This is a genomic window from Gordonia asplenii (assembly GCF_012933505.1).
In the GTDB taxonomy this organism is placed as follows: domain Bacteria; phylum Actinomycetota; class Actinomycetes; order Mycobacteriales; family Mycobacteriaceae; genus Gordonia; species Gordonia asplenii.
This window is the reverse complement of the sequence record NZ_JABBNB010000029.1, coordinates 23,792-38,336: the sequence shown is the minus strand read 5'-3', so window position 1 is coordinate 38,336 and position 14,545 is coordinate 23,792. Positions and strand designations below refer to the sequence as shown.

At 66.5% G+C, this 14,545-nt stretch carries 15 protein-coding genes; 7 read left to right on the top strand and 8 right to left on the bottom strand.

Translation table 11 applies throughout. The annotated features are described in order from the left end of the window. Window positions 1-31 precede the first annotated feature (31 nt). Both HH308_RS22465 and HH308_RS22460 read left to right on the top strand, forming a co-directional pair. Window positions 32-565, top strand: coding sequence for a DUF501 domain-containing protein (locus HH308_RS22465; protein WP_170196483.1), 534 nt, complete (start codon window positions 32-34; stop codon window positions 563-565). Next, window positions 562-1,518, top strand: a complete 957-nt coding sequence (locus HH308_RS22460) for a Ppx/GppA phosphatase family protein (RefSeq protein WP_170196482.1) — start codon at window positions 562-564, stop codon at window positions 1,516-1,518. Before HH308_RS22465 ends, HH308_RS22460 begins: the two co-directional genes overlap by 4 nt. 474 nt (window positions 1,519-1,992) lie before the next feature. Here the strand turns inward: HH308_RS22460 and HH308_RS22455 are convergent, their stop codons facing one another. From HH308_RS22455 to HH308_RS22435, 5 genes are all read right to left on the bottom strand, one after another. Beyond that, on the bottom strand, window positions 1,993-2,490 hold the full coding sequence (locus tag HH308_RS22455) for a DUF4395 domain-containing protein (protein ID WP_170196481.1): 498 nt from the start codon (window positions 2,488-2,490) through the stop codon (window positions 1,993-1,995). A 119-nt stretch (window positions 2,491-2,609) separates the two neighbouring features. Next, window positions 2,610-3,152: a hypothetical protein gene (locus HH308_RS22450; protein WP_170196480.1), complete on the bottom strand. Its 543-nt coding sequence runs from the start codon at window positions 3,150-3,152 to the stop codon at window positions 2,610-2,612. A gap of 11 nt (window positions 3,153-3,163) precedes the next feature. Further along, complete coding sequence (locus HH308_RS22445; protein WP_170196479.1) at window positions 3,164-3,502, bottom strand: hypothetical protein; 339 nt, start codon at window positions 3,500-3,502, stop codon at window positions 3,164-3,166. A 105-nt stretch (window positions 3,503-3,607) separates the two neighbouring features. Beyond that, the gene (locus tag HH308_RS22440) at window positions 3,608-4,810 is read right to left on the bottom strand and encodes a fatty acid desaturase family protein (protein WP_211188741.1); all 1,203 of its coding nucleotides are present in this window, start codon (window positions 4,808-4,810) and stop codon (window positions 3,608-3,610) included. A gap of 4 nt (window positions 4,811-4,814) precedes the next feature. Beyond that, a complete protein-coding gene (locus HH308_RS22435; RefSeq protein WP_170196478.1) occupies window positions 4,815-5,921 on the bottom strand; it encodes a ferredoxin reductase in 1,107 nt (368 codons plus the stop codon). A gap of 181 nt (window positions 5,922-6,102) precedes the next feature. Here HH308_RS22435 and HH308_RS22430 point away from each other — a divergent pair, with 181 nt between their 5' ends. Next, window positions 6,103-6,795, top strand: coding sequence for a TetR family transcriptional regulator (locus tag HH308_RS22430; RefSeq protein ID WP_170196477.1), 693 nt, complete (start codon window positions 6,103-6,105; stop codon window positions 6,793-6,795). 324 nt (window positions 6,796-7,119) lie between these two features. On the opposite strand, the gene HH308_RS30530 is transcribed toward HH308_RS22430, so the two are convergent. Continuing rightward, entirely contained in the window at window positions 7,120-7,677 is a 558-nt protein-coding gene (locus tag HH308_RS30530; protein WP_312870811.1) for a hypothetical protein, read from the bottom strand. 605 nt (window positions 7,678-8,282) lie between these two features. Between HH308_RS30530 and HH308_RS22420 the strand changes: the two genes are divergently transcribed. From HH308_RS22420 to HH308_RS22405, 4 genes are all read left to right on the top strand, one after another. Further along, complete coding sequence (locus HH308_RS22420) at window positions 8,283-9,923, top strand: protein kinase domain-containing protein (RefSeq protein WP_170196476.1); 1,641 nt, start codon at window positions 8,283-8,285, stop codon at window positions 9,921-9,923. A gap of 33 nt (window positions 9,924-9,956) precedes the next feature. After that, on the top strand, window positions 9,957-10,427 hold the full coding sequence (locus tag HH308_RS22415; protein WP_170196475.1) for a hypothetical protein: 471 nt from the start codon (window positions 9,957-9,959) through the stop codon (window positions 10,425-10,427). Between the two features lie 104 nt (window positions 10,428-10,531). Beyond that, window positions 10,532-11,338 (top strand): serine hydrolase, encoded by an 807-nt coding sequence (locus HH308_RS22410; RefSeq protein WP_312870810.1) that lies wholly within the window; start codon window positions 10,532-10,534, stop codon window positions 11,336-11,338. Continuing rightward, window positions 11,287-12,165 (top strand): N-acetylmuramoyl-L-alanine amidase, encoded by an 879-nt coding sequence (locus HH308_RS22405; RefSeq protein WP_246284778.1) that lies wholly within the window; start codon window positions 11,287-11,289, stop codon window positions 12,163-12,165. Before HH308_RS22410 ends, HH308_RS22405 begins: the two co-directional genes overlap by 52 nt. Here the strand turns inward: HH308_RS22405 and HH308_RS22400 are convergent, their stop codons facing one another. Together HH308_RS22400 and HH308_RS22395 are read right to left on the bottom strand one after the other, a co-directional pair. After that, window positions 12,166-13,551 (bottom strand): YibE/F family protein, encoded by a 1,386-nt coding sequence (locus HH308_RS22400; protein ID WP_170196473.1) that lies wholly within the window; start codon window positions 13,549-13,551, stop codon window positions 12,166-12,168. 91 nt (window positions 13,552-13,642) lie between these two features. After that, the gene (locus HH308_RS22395; protein ID WP_376767254.1) at window positions 13,643-14,503 is read right to left on the bottom strand and encodes a MetQ/NlpA family ABC transporter substrate-binding protein; all 861 of its coding nucleotides are present in this window, start codon (window positions 14,501-14,503) and stop codon (window positions 13,643-13,645) included. Window positions 14,504-14,545 lie beyond the last annotated feature (42 nt).

The window sequence follows — 14,545 nt, the reverse complement described above, 5'->3', positions numbered from 1 at the left end:
TTCGCGACGTCGATCAACGGGTTGTGGTGTGGTGAGTGTTTCCGAAGAAGACTTGAAAGCCGTTGCGGCGCAATTGGGTAGGGAACCCCGCGGCGTCGTCGAGATCAGCTATCGGACGCCCGACGGGCGCCCCGCGGTCGTGAAGACCACCCCGCGGTTGCCCGACGGCACTCCGTTTCCGACGCTCTATTACCTCACCGACCCGCGGCTGACCGCGGAGGCCAGCCGGCTGGAGTCCGCCGGCGTGATGCGCGAGATGACCGAGCGGCTGGGCACCGATCCGGAACTGGCACAAGGGTATCGGCGCGCGCACGAGAGTTTTCTCGCCGAGCGCGATGCGATGGAATCGCTGGGCACCGACTTCTCCGGCGGTGGCATGCCGGATCGGGTCAAGTGCCTGCACGTGCTGATCGCGCATTCGCTCGCCAAGGGGCCGGGCGTCAACCCGTTGGGCGATGAGGCGGTGGCGCTGGCCGCGGCGAACGGCTTGCGCGGCACCGCCATTCCCGCCGACTGGCCATCGCTGCCGGAGGCGTCGGCGGAGCTGTCGGAGAGCGGCGAATGACCCGCGTCGCCGCGGTCGATTGCGGCACCAATTCGATCCGCCTGCTCGTCGCCGACCCGGCGCCCAGCGGTGCGGGGCTCGTCGACGTGCATCGGGAGATGCGGGTGGTGCGGCTCGGGCAGGGCGTCGACGCCACCGGAATGTTCGCCGACGAGGCGATCGAGCGGACCGAGATCGCCCTGGCCGACTACGTCGAGACGATGAAAACCCTTGGCGTGCAACGCGTTCGAATGGTGGCGACGTCGGCGACGCGGGATGCGCGCAACCGCGACGACTTCTTTGCGATGACCGCGCGGTTGCTCGGTCGGGTGGTCGACGGCGCGGTCGCCGAGGTGATCACCGGCGACGAGGAGGCGCGACTGTCGTTTCTGGGCGCCGTGGGGGAGCTGGATCCGTCGGCGGGGCCGTTCCTCGTCACCGATTTGGGCGGTGGCTCAACGGAATTGGTGCTCGGTGACGGGGCAGCCGCGCACGTGCGCGCGGCGTACTCGGCCGACATCGGGTGTGTCCGGCTGACCGAGCGCTGCCTGCATTCCGATCCGCCGACCGACGCCGAGATCGCCGCGGGCCGCGACTTCATCGCCGAGCGTCTGGCTCCGGCGCTGGCCGCGGTTCCGGTCGGCGAGACCGTCACCTGGGTCGGCGTCGCCGGAACCATGACGACGCTCGCCGCGCTCGGCCTAGGCCTCACCGTCTACGACGCCGAGCAAATTCACCTGTCGCGCATCGGATTCGACGCCTTGCGGGACGTCTGTCAGTCGCTGATAGCGATGACCCGCGACGATCGTGCGGCGTTGGGCCCGATGCATCCGGGTCGGGTAGACGTGATCGGCGGCGGCTCGCTGGTGACCTTGGCCCTCGCCGACATCTTGGCCGAGACGGCGTCGATCAACGAATTGGTGGTCTCCGAGCACGACATCCTCGACGGAATAGCGTTGGGACTATTGGACTGAGGTCGCGCTGCATCCCGAGTGCCGTACCCCGCTCCCCGAGTGCCCTACCCCGCTCCCCGAGTGCCGAAGCGAGGTACGAGCTTCGGTGTAACGAGGGGTCTGGTGACCCGAACTCGGAAGTGGGGAACGTACCCCCGCTCCCCGAGTGCCGAAGCGAGGAACGAGCTTCGGTGTAACGAGGGGGCCGGTGACCCGAACTCGGAAGTGGGGAACGTACCCCGCTCCCCGAGTGCCATACCCGCTCCCCGAGTGCCGTACCCCCGCTCCCCGAGTGCCGTACCCCCGCTCCCCGAGTGCCGAAGCGAGGTACGAGCTTCGGTGTAACGAGGGGCCTGGTGACCCGAACTCGGAAGTGAAGAACCTCGGGTTAGCGCCGAGCTAGCGCGCATCGGGGCGGAGTCGCGTGATGTGGGGCACTATCCGAGAAGTCGAACGATACGCGAGTGAGCCGGATTCGCTGCGCTGATAAGCCGCCTAGACCGACGCCGTATCCCGTGCCCAGATGTTGTTGCATGCCTCGCACACCGTCTCGGGGATCACGCCTACTCGCTGGAGGAAGCCGAAGATGGTGCAGCCGAGGCAGAATCCGAACACCGACTCAAGGGTGGCGGCGACGATCAGGAAGCCGATCGCGATCTGAGCGGCCAGGCCGAATCCGGCTAGGCTCAACACCAGCGCGACCGTGGACAGGACGGCGCCGATGGTCTGCGCGAACCGTTTCGGCGGCCCGGGAACCAGCTTCTCCTTCTTCCAGATCTTCGGCACGATGACGTGCACGGCGAGGCGACCGAACGGGGAGTACTTCGGTCCGCCGGCCACGCGCAGCACGAAACCGATCGCGAGCAGCGCGTAGAGCCACCACTGATTGACTACGACGGTCACGACGGCCAGGGCGACGACGAGTCCCGCCGTCGACCGGGCGGCGTAGTCGTTGACCGGGTTGGGAAAGGCGAACGCCTCACGTAACGACACGTGTCTGACCTCCAAGAGAGCAATTTGGCCTCTGAGACTATGGCAACGCTTTGTTAACGCCAATAATTTCGCTCAGCGCGGGTGAAAAGAAGCCGCGCCGGCTGCTCCGACAATCTCGTTCAGCGCGCGTAGAACGCGCCGCGGCGCTGCCGAAAGTAGCTCCACCCGAAGAAATAGGTGGGTGCCACCGCCACCGTCGCGACGATCAAGATGATCGGAAACCCCCACGCCAATGTGAACAGCAGGGCGTTTTCGCCGACCGCCCAGTGCGACCCCGCAAGCAGATACGTCAGGGTGAACGCGAGCAGATCGAGCACGGCGACCGACAACAGCAGTGCCGCGATGGCGCGAAACGCCGCGCCCACCGGGCTGAGCAGGGCGCTGACCGTCAGAAGCAGCGAGAGTGGGACCGAAACGAGCCATGCCGTGACGATGGACTTCTGCAGTCCCGATCCCGACGTGAAGACCCAACTGATCCAGCTCCAACCATCGTCGCTGAGCATGAGGAATCCGGTGATCACCGAGTAGATGACCATCAGGAAGCCGATGATGCCGGTGCCGACGGCGGATCCGAGCAGCGACGGCGGACGGCGTAACGCTGCGGCGGGGTGCCCGGGTGGACCGACGGGAGGGTAACTGGCGGGAATCGATGGTTGGCTCACCGCGAACTGACTCACCGCTGGTCGTCGCTCTCGATCTCGGCGTCGATGATGTCATCCTGGTGGTCGTTCGACGCCGACGGCAGCGACTGCCGGTCGACTCCGGCCTCGGAAATCTCGTCCTGATCGTCGTCGACGCCGGACAGGCTCTCTCGTTGGTCGGCCTTCGCGCGGCGCGCGGCGTCGCGCATCTCGAAACCGTCGGTGACCAGATCACCGACCTCCCGTGCGACGTCGGCGACGGCCCCGGTGATGATGTTGGTGATCCGGCCCACCCGGTGCGCGGTGGTCTCGACCAGTTCCTGGGCGATGTCCTTGTTGCGCTCGAGCTTGCGTTCGAATTCTTCGCCCATGACCGTGCCTGGCCCCTTCACAGTTCAGCGTCCGATGGCGTTCAGCGACGACGATACCCGCCGGAGCACGGCTCCGGCGGGTAGGTCGTGTGCGGTGAGAACAGTTCAGCTTGCCAGTGCGGCCGGCGTGCGCGCGATGTTGACGACGATGTTGTTGTCGTCGCGCGTCCACGAGTTCGGCAGCGACAGCTTGGCGATCTTCTTCCACGTCGAGCCGAGCTGGTCGCGCAGGCGGCCGGTGTTGTAGGGCAGGCCGTAGCGCTCGCAGATCTCGCGCACCTCGACCGACATCTCCGGGTAGCGGTTGGCGGGGATGTCGGGGAAGAGGTGGTGCTCGATCTGATGCGACAGGTTGCCGCTCATGATGTGGAACAGTTCGCCGCCCTCGATGTTCGCCGAGCCGAGCATTTGGCGCAGGTACCACTGGCCCTTGGTCTCGTCGGCGCACTCCTCGGCGGTGAAAGTCTGTGCGCCGCTGGGGAAGTGACCGCAGAAGATGATCGAGTAGGTCCACAGGTTGCGGATCAGGTTGGCAGCGACGTTTCCGAGGAACGTGGTGATGAACATCGGACCGGTCAGCAGCGGGAACACCACATAGTCCTTGAGGACCTGCTTGCTGGCCTTGCGCCACATGCCTTTGACGAGGCCCTTGACGTCCGACCACTTGCGTTCACCCGCGACGATGCGTTCGACCTCGAGGTCGTGCAACATCACGCCCCACTCGAAGAAGACCATCAGCGCGGTGGCGTAGAAGAGGTTGCCCAGGTAGTAGGGATTCCATTTCTGGTCGCGGTCCATCCGCAGGATGCCGTAGCCGATGTCGCGGTCCTCGCCGAGCACGTTGGTGAACGTGTGATGCATGTAGTTGTGGCTGTGCTTCCACTGATCGGCGGGGCACACGGTGTCCCATTCGAATTCGCGGGAGTTGTAGTTGTCCTCACGCATCCAGTCGTACTGACCGTGCATGACGTTGTGGCCGATCTCCATGTTGTCGAGGATCTTCGACACGCTCAGCGCGCCGACCGCGGCGAGCCACGCGGGCGGGAAGAAGCCGAGGTACATCAGGGCCCGACCGGCGATCTCAAATCCGCGCTGCGCCTTGATGATCGAGTAGATGTACTCGCGGTCGGAGTCGCCGAGGTCGGCCGTGATCCGAGCCTTGAGTGCGTCGAGGTCGGCGCCGAGTTGCTCCACCTGCTCGTAGCTGAGGTCGATGGTGATGGTCTCGTTGCTCTTGGCCTTCGCCTGCCTGGGGGTGCGGGTCTGCCTCGCTGCGGTGCGATAGAAGTCGCTGATCTGGATTGCCATGGTCTTACACCTCGATTTCTACGTCGCCGACCGGCTGGCTGATGCACAGCTGGATGTGTTTGTCGGCTTCGGTGTCGGTTTCGCCGGTCAGCACATTGCGGGTGCAGCCGGACTTCTTGATTGCCGTGCAGGAGAAGCAGATGCCCATTCGGCAGCCGCTCTCCGGGGACAGGCCTGCGGCTTCGGCCTGTTCGAGGATCGTGCGTCCGTCGTTGGCGGCCGTCGTCGACGACCGGGTGAAGGACAGTTCGCCGGTGACCGGCTCATTGGGGTCGACGGTGGGGGTGGAGATCGTGAACGCCTCGAAGTGCAGGCGATCGGTCAGGTCGCGCTCGGCGCAGTAGGTCTTGACGTCGTCCATCAGCGGTGCCGGACCGCAGAGGAAGATCTGCGCGGGATCGTCGGCGTCGGCGCTGAGCCCCGCGATGCCGTCGAGATGCTCCGGGGAGAAGAACTCACCGCCGGGAACGTCGGTGTAACGCAGGGAGACGTCGATGTTCGGGTATGCGGCGTCGATGACGCTCAGCTCCGCGGCGTAGGGAACGTCGTCGGGGGTCCGGGCGTAGTGCACGAACGTGACGCTTCCTGTGTACTCTGTCGCGATCAATGTTCGCAGCATTGAGAGTACAGGTGTAATACCGCTGCCACCGCTGACGAACACCACCTGTCCGCCGATCTTCTCGGGCAGCGTGAACGACCCGTCGGCGGGGGAGAGGCCGAGCACGTCGCCGACGACGATGTTCTCGCGCAGGTGGCGCGACACGAAGCCGTCCGGGTGGGCGGTGACGGTCAGTTCGATGTGTCCGTTGCCGCCGTCGGCGGCGTTCGCCGGGGAGAAGCAACGGCTGTGGCGCACACCGTCGATAACCGTGCTGAGCTGGATGAACTGTCCGGCGAGGTGACCATTCCACTGACGCGTGGGCTGCAGGGTCAGGGTCACCGTGCGATCGGTGCGCCGCTGCACGCCGACCACCTTGGCGCGCAGATCGCGCCACGTCAGCATCGGGTCGAACAGCTGGAGGTAGGTGTCCACCGGGTGCGGCGCGAGAGCGGCTTCGAGAATGCCGGCGAGGAAGCCGCGGCGTTGCGCGGTGGGAAGCTTGAGGCTCATGGGTTCGGATCCATCCTGGGGCTGGCTGGGATGTTTCAGTGAACATCTGTACACAGAGAAGTGTGACATATGAACCGCCCGGTGCGTCAAGCGCTGGCGCTTGTGACGGTCCTCACCGGAGTGGCTGGAAAAGGGAGGGGCCAACGTCGGGCGCTCTCCGGCGCGCCTAGACTTGCCGACTGTGAGCCGATCGGAGAACGCGCGTGGACCGCGCCGCGCACGCCCGGCCGGTGACAGTGGCGCCGGCGAGTCGGAGAGCCGCGCCGAAAAGAAGGAGCGCACCCGGCAGGCCCTGCTCGACACCACGATGGCGCTGGTCGACGAGCGCAGCTTCGGGGGCCTGAGCCTGCGTGAAGTGGCGCGAGGCGCGGGCATCGTTCCGACGGCGTTCTACCGGCATTTCGCGTCGATGGAGGATCTGGGCGTCACCCTGGTCGAGGATTCGATGCGGGTGTTGCGCCGCGCGCTGCGTGACGGACGACGCGACCTGGCCGCGCGGCAGGCGATGCCCACGGCGAAGAATTCGCTGGGGATTCTGCTCGAGCACGTCCACAACAACGAGTCGCAGTTCCGTTTCCTGATCCGCGAGCGCCACGGAGGTGTGTTGGAGGTCCGACGCGCCATCGACATGGAACTGCGATTGTTCGCGAAGGAACTCGCCATCGACCTGTCGCGCCTTCCCGACCTGGTGACGTGGCCGCCGGAAGACCTCGAGACCGCAGCCGAATTGATCGTGACCATCATGATGACGGCCGTCGCCGACCTGCTCGACGGCGACTATCGCGGTGCCGCGGCCGAACGGGACATCGTCGCGCGCACCGAGCGGCAACTAGTCATGGTGTTCCTCGGCATGGCGCAATGGCGCGCGAAGTAGCTCACGCTCAGCCAGCACCTCCGCTGGTTGAGCCTGGATTCACCGACGGTGGACCCATTTCGCTGGTTGAGCCGCGAGGAGCGCTAGCGACGAGCGAGTCGAAACCATGGTGAGACAACGGATTTCGCCGGGTCGTGGGTGACCAGGACTGCAGCATCAGCGCAATCGTCGGATGCACCCGGTGGGTGCACAGCTGGGATGATCACCACGGTCGGAACGCGAGATGAGCGGTCGTGCGAAATCGGTTGCGTCACCATGGTTTCGACTCGCTGCGCTCGCTCAACCAGCGCGGACGGATGCCCGCACCCTCGGATTTGGCTGCCCTCACGTAGTCCGAAGGTTGATCTGGTGGGTCAGCACGGCGACTGCGGCCAGTCCGATGGCGACGCTCACCAGCGCGCCGAAGCCCTCGGCGGCGAAGTCGACCAGCGCGTTGAGTGCGGTGACCACCAGGGCGCCGATGCGAATCATCTCCATCGTCCAGACCGCGCCGCGTCGACGACGCCCCGCCAGCCCGACGACGACGAGCGTGAAGGTGATCGACGCGCCGATCAGCCGAATCGCGTCGGCGGCGCCGAGTGGATCGAGAAGCACTGTGGCCCTGTCGGTTTGGACGTCGATGCCGCCCGTCAGCAGCTGAGCCAGCCCGATCGCGGTGGCCAGTCCCGAGGTGCACAGTAGGGTCACGGTCACCACCGGGACCCAGCGTCGACTCAGCACGAATCCGGGAATCATCGAGAACAGTCGGGCCCGCGCTTCGGTCAATCGATCCCGACGGTCCGCACTCTGCGCGAGCAATGCCCGAATCGGCTCGACGACGGCGACGTCGGCGCCGAGTTGCTCGGCGCGGTCGGCCAATTCGATGCCCTGGGCGCGGCGCAACTCGGAGACCGCCGCTGACTCCGACCGCGGCGATCGCTGCCGCGTTGGCCAGCGCCTCGTCGACGCCGATCGGCCGGAAGTCGCGGATCGCCCGAGTCGTGATCAGCACGACGACCACGCTGACGTACATCACCTCCGCCGACGGCCCGAAGAAGTAGTCGTTGTCGACGGTGATGAACTTGCCGATCTCGTCGAGGAACAGGCCGAAGCCGATCCCGCCGACGGCGACCGACGTCACGCGAATCGTCGGGCCCAGAAACAGCCAACCCATGACGAGCGCGATCATGAGCAGGCACGCTCCCCAGACCGCGTGCGCGATGTGCAGCGTGTGGCCACCGATCTGTGGATACCCGGTGAGCTCCAGATAGGCGCGGGTGATCAGAATCGTGGCAATGGTGACGATCAGGAACCATTCGACATACGAACTGCCCCAAACGCTTCGGGTCATCCCGCGGGTTGCGGCCATAGAGAGAATTTCATCACCGCGCGACGGGCCATGTCGTGAATATCGGTAATGCGGCGTGCGGAACACCTGGCATGTCCACTCGTGTCCATCGTTCAGTCGACGTCGCGACGACGCCGAATCATACGCCTAGACTCCATTCATGTCCGCAAGCCGTGTTGGCACACAGTTCGGCCCCTACCGTCTCGACCAGCTGTTGGGTCGGGGCGGAATGGGAGAGGTCTATCGCGCCTATGACACCGTCAAGGACCGCGAAGTGGCGTTGAAGTTGCTCAACCCGCAGCTCGCCGACGATCAGGTGTATCAGGAGCGGTTCCGGCGCGAATCGCGAGCCGTCGCGCGCCTCGGCGAACCGCACATCATCCCGATCCACGACTTCGGCGATCTCGACGGCGTCCTCTACCTGGACATGCGCCTGGTCTCCGGCAAGGATCTGCGCAAGGTGTTGTCCGGCTGCGGTGCGCTGTCCCCGAAGCGGGCGGTCGGGATCGTCGGGCAGATCGCCGAGGCGCTCGACGCCGCGCACGCCGGCGGGCTGGTGCATCGCGACGTCAAGCCGGAGAACATTCTGGTCACCGACCACGACTTCGCCTACCTCGTGGATTTCGGTATCGCCCAAGCGGATTCGTCGACGCACCTCACTCAGACCGGCTCGACGATCGGTTCGTTCGCCTACATGGCGCCCGAGCAGTTCGACAACGAAGCCGCCTCCCCGGCCAGTGACATCTACGCCCTGACCGCGGTGCTGTTCGAGTGCTTGACCGGGCAGGTGCCGCATCCGGCGGGAACCGTGTCCAAAGCGATCAAAGCGGCGGTGCTGGACCCGACGCCGACGCTGCGCTCACTCAACGCAGATCTTCCCGAAGCTCTTGAACCGGTCATCGCGCGCGGGTTGGCGAAAGATCCGACGCAGCGCTACGCCTCGGCCGCGGACTTCGCCGCCGATGCGCGCGCGGCGCTCGGGATGCCCGGCGAGGGGGCCACCGCAGCGGTCAAGACGATCTCACTGCGCAAAGGCGACGACGAGTCGGCCGTCGCCGAGCCGGCATCGGCCGGCCCGGGCGCCGAGGGCGCCACCGAGATCATGGGTGCCGGAGCCGAGCCCGGGGCCTACGACCGCACGCAGTTCGGCGTCCCGGCCGCGTACTCGCCGACGATGATGCGTCCGTCCGGACCGGTTCCGCTCGGCTCGGGCTACGCACCGCCCCCGCAGCCGGGGTTCACTTCGCAACCGCAGCCCGGCTACATTTCGCAACCCCAACCCGGTTACATTTCGCAGCCGCAGCCCGGTTACGTCTCGCAGCCGCAGCCAGTCGGACCGCACGTGTACGGGCAGCCGCCGGGATATCCCCAGCAGCCGCAGCGACGATCGATGGTCCCGATCCTCGCGGTCGTGGCCGTGATTCTGCTCATCGTCCTCGGTGGCGTGATCTACTTCGCACTGTCGTCGAAGAGCGCGAACACCGCGAACGGGCCGACGACGGTCACGCAGACGGTCGCTCCGCAGACCACCACCGCGACGTCGACGACGACTCCGGCGGTCCCCGCCCCGGCGTCGACTCCGTGTGATTCGACGGTCGGTATCGGTACCGATACCCCGACCAGCTGCCCGTTCGCCGCCGCGGTACGCAGCGCGTACCTGAGCTCCGGGGTGAAGGGCGAGGCGCGTCAGGTCACCGCCTACTCACCGGTCACCGGCATGTCCTATGTCATGGCGTGCAATCCGCAGGGCGGCGTCGTCGTGTGCACCGGCGGCAACAATGCCGTCGTGGTCATCTACTGAGGAATCAAACAAGGAATCAAACGAGAGGCTGACATGAGCAGGCATCGGATAGTCGCCGCCGCGGCGACGCTGTGTTGCGTCGCGTTCTTGAGTGCCTGCGGGCTCACGGGCGACAAGACGCCGGTCACGGTCACCAAGACCGAGGCCGCCGCGCCGTCGTCGACGACAGCCGCTTCGCCTCCGGCCGTGACGACCGCGACCACCGTGACGGTGCCGGGCCCGGTGCAGACCGCGCCCGCGGCCCCGCCGGGGCCCGCTCCGGGCGGAGGGGCACCGGCCTCGTCGCAATGTGATTCGACGGTCGGCGTCGGCTCCAGCAGTACCAGCTGCCCGTTCGCGACCGCGGTGCGCACCGCATACCTGAATTCCGGGGCGAAGGGGCAGTCCCGGCAGGTCAGCGTCGTCTCGCCGGTAACCGGTCAGTCCTACCTGATGTCGTGTTCGCCGCAGGGCAGCGCGGTCGTGTGCACCGGTGGTAACAATGCCGTGGTGGTCATCTATTGAGCCGGGGGAAGTCAGTGTCGAAACGACTGTCAGCAATGGTCGCCATCCTGGCGTGTGGAGCGGTTGCGTTGAGTGCCTGCGGGCAGTCGAGTGGCGGAACGACGGTGACCGTCACGGTGACCTCCTCGACGCCGACGTCCACGTCGACCACGTCGGCGGTCAGCCCGACGGTGAGTCGGCCCGCGCCCGACGCCGCAGCTCTGAAGCAGGGCTGGAAGAAGCTCAAGGTTTCTCAGCCGGTATCGGTGTCGATCGCGGCGGTCGGCAATCCGTCGGCGCGGATCGATCTGGGCACTCCGCTGACCGAGGTCGCGTGGTCGACGATCAAGGTACCGCTGGCGATCGCCGCCGAGCGCCACAACAACGGTCCGCTCACCGCGACCACCGCGGCGATCCAACAGTCCGACAATGCGTCGGCCGAGTCGCTCTGGGCATCGCTGGGCACCGCGCAGCAGGCGTCGGCCGCGGTCGAGAAGGTGCTGGCCGAAGGTGGGGTGACCCTCGACGTGCCGACGACGCAACTGCGGTCGGGCTTCACCGTCTTCGGTCAGACGCAGTGGTCGGTGCACGACGCCGCGACCTTCGCCGCGCAGCTCCCGTGTCTGCCTGATTCGAGCCGCGTCCTCGGATTCATGGCTACCGTCGCGGGGAATCAACAGTGGGGTGCCTATGCGATGTCGACACCGAAGGCGACCGCCGTCAAGGGTGGGTGGGGACCCGGCGTCAGTTCCGGCTACGTGGTCCGCCAACTCGCGGTGATCACAGGCAAAGACGGACGACAGACCGCGATAGCCATGACGACCTCGGGCCCCGGGACGTCGTTGGGCAGCGGTGAAAGCACTCTGACTCAGGTGGCGAAATGGCTGAACACGAACCTCAAGTCTCTTCCCAGCGGCACCTGCGCGCGCTAGCGGGGTCGGCCGTCGGCACGATGGCGCTGTCGATCGCCGTCGTCCTGAGTGGGTGCGCCGCAGCCTCCAGCGGCGGCGGTGCCTTCTCGTCGACGCCGAGCCGGTCCTCGTCGTCGCTGAGCCAGTCCTCGACGACGCCGCTGGCCGCGCCGACGTCGAAAGTCGCGTGTGCCATGCCCGTCGTCGCGCTCGATCCGGGCCACAATCCCGTGCGGATCGACTCGTTCGACCCGAAAACCGGTGCGGCGCAGATCGATTACCCCAACGGTGCCGAGGACGCCGATGCGTTCAGCGTGGCGAGTCAGGTCGCGGCGATGCTGCGCGGCAGCGGTTATCCGGTCGTGCTGCTCAAACGTTCGACCGCCGAAAGCGTGACCTATCGCCAGCGCGTGGACCGTGCCGAGGACGCGCACGCGGCCATCGGGGTGAGCATCCACACCAGCCCCGGAGTCCATGAGGTCTTCGTCCAGCGGGTCGGACTGTACCGGGAGGGCACCGGTGCCGACGGCAAGCATCTGCGCGTCACATTCGACGACGCGGCGACCGCCCGGGCGAGTCAGCGGTACGGAGCGGCCATCGCCGCCGCTCGCTCGCGCGCGGAAGGTCATCGAGTTGCGGTGACGGACAACGACTTCAGCGGTCGTGCCCCGTTGTGGACCGGCAACATTCCGATCATCGCGCTGATCGCGACCCACACGCCCTGGGTCTACAACGAATTCAGCCCGGGGGCGACCGGCGGGTCGATCGCCGTCGACGCGGCATCGCTGCGGGCGTACGCGACGGGGATCGCCAACGGTATTCGTGCGGCGCTTCCCACCCGCTGCTGACTACGACGCCGGGCGCGCGGCTTCGGCGGACGGAAGTCGTACCAGCGCAACGGCTATCGCGGTCGTCAGCGGCACCGACAGTGCGATGGCGATGCCGCCGACGAACGCGCGCACGAGCTCGATGGCCACCTGGTCGGTGGTCAGCAGCGAGCCGAACGGTTGCGCTGCAACGGAAAACAGCAGCAACAGCGGCAAAGCGCTGCCGGCATAGGCGAAGACGAGCGTGTAGACGGTACTGGCGATGTGATCGCGCCCGATGCGCATCGCGGCCCGAAATGCCGAGATCCGGGAGTGATCGCCGGCCGCGGCCAGTTCGAACGCCGCCGACGCCTGCGTGATCGTCACATCGTTGAGGACGCCGAGGGTGCCGATGATGAATCCGGCGAGCAGCAGCCCCGAAACCGAGATGGAACCTTGGTACAGCTGAAGATTCATCGCCTGATCACTGGACAGGCCGGTGATGTTCGTCGTCGTGATCGCCACCTGACTCAACAAGCCCGCCAACCCGAGCGAGACCATCGTGCCCAACAGCGCGGAGCTGGTGCGCATGCTGATGCCGTGCGCCAGGTACAGCACGACGAACAGAATCAGCGCCGATGACACGATCGCCACGGCGACGGGTGAATGGCCGTCGAGAATCGCCGGCAGCGTGAAGACACCCAGGACCGCGAAGGCGAAGGCCAGGCCGATCACCGAACGCAGTCCGCGCCAAGCGGCCACGAGGATCACGGCCAGCGCGAACAGAATGCCCCACACCAGTAGGGAGGTTCCGCGCGCGAAATCGTAGAAGCTGTACCGGGCGAGGCCGTCATAGCTCGACGAGACACTGAGCCGGATCTTGTCGTCGACGTGCAGTGTCGGCTGCCCGGGTTGGGGCAGGTCGGCGGTCGACGGATCCGGCTTCGGCGTGTCCGGCCCCGTGCCCGACTGTGCCTTGTTCGTCGGAATCGCCAGCAGCACAAGCTTTCCGGCGTCGTCACCGCTGGTGAGTCGAACAGTCGAATCGATGCACGGGCCGCCGGCGACGGGCGTGATGGGTACCGAATCGGCGTCGACGGTGACGCCGACCAGCTGGCTCTGGCAGTCGGCGCGGGTCTGCGATACCACCGTCGCGTTGACGGTGCGGATCGGACCGCCGTCGGCCGAGCGGAATTGGATGGGGATCGGATGGGCCGCACCCGACGGCCACAGCAGTGCGACGCCCGCGACGACCCCGATCCCGATGGCACCGAGCGCCACGATCACCACCCACCGGGCCGCCCGGGACAGCGGAGCCGGGCCGCTGCCCAGGCCGTGGGAGTGACCGTGGCTGTGCGAGTGAGAATCACCCGCGGGGGCCGAAGGTTCTTGGGGCGCTCGATGCCGCCCGGTTCCTGGAGTCGTCACGACGCAAGGGTAGGCGAAATCACCGACCGGTAGGATCCGCAGTACATGACCGTCGGCTACCGGTAGCGGTGATTCCTACCGCGGTGAGCTGCTACAGGGGCAGCAGGATGTTCTTCACCGACGGGTCGGTGCGCAGGTAGTTCTGGACCGCCGGGTCTTTGAATGCGGCGACCAGTTTGCGAATGTTATCGGTGTTCTGCCACTTCGTACCGATGGTCAGCTGACCGGCGAACTCGTCGGGAGCCGGCGGTGCATAGATCTGCTTGGCGATGTCGATGTTCGCCGCCAGGTAGTACTCGGTGTAGCCGACCGCGGCGTCGAGGTCGGGCAGGGCCCGCGACTGTGCGGCGAAGTCGAGGAGGGTGAACTTGAGGTTGCGCGGGTTGGCCGCGATGTCGTCCTGGGTGGCCTTCCACTTGTCGGTGCCCGGCTTGAGGGTGATCAGTCCGGCGCGCTCCAGCAGCCACAGCCCCTGTGCTTCGTTGGCAGGGTCGGAGTAGAGGGAAACCGTTGCGCCGTTGGGCAATTGGCTCAGACTTGCATACTTGTCCGACCATACCCCGAAGCCCCAGCGGAACACCGGTGTCGCGGCGACCTCTTTGAAGTCGGGGTTGGCGGCGAGCACCTGCGACAACCACAGTTTGTGCTGGTACACGGTGCCCGCCACCTCGCCGTCGCTCACCGCGCGGTTGAGCGTCGTCGAGTCGGCCAGCCCCTTGAACGCGACGGTGATGCCGTAGCGCGGCGCGACGTTGCGGGCGATGAAGTTGACCAGCGACTGTTCTGCGGCGTTGCCTTCGGCGGTCACGATCGTCAGCGTCGCTCCGGCGGTTTCGTTGGGGGACTTGGTGTCTGATCCGAGCACCCGCCAGCCGACGAAGCCGGCGATCACGACGACGACGGCGATGATCGCGGCGTAGACGGGCCATCGTCGTTTCGTCTTGAGTTCGATGCCGGAGTCGGCGCCGGGCTCGGGTGCGGCATTGGGATCGGT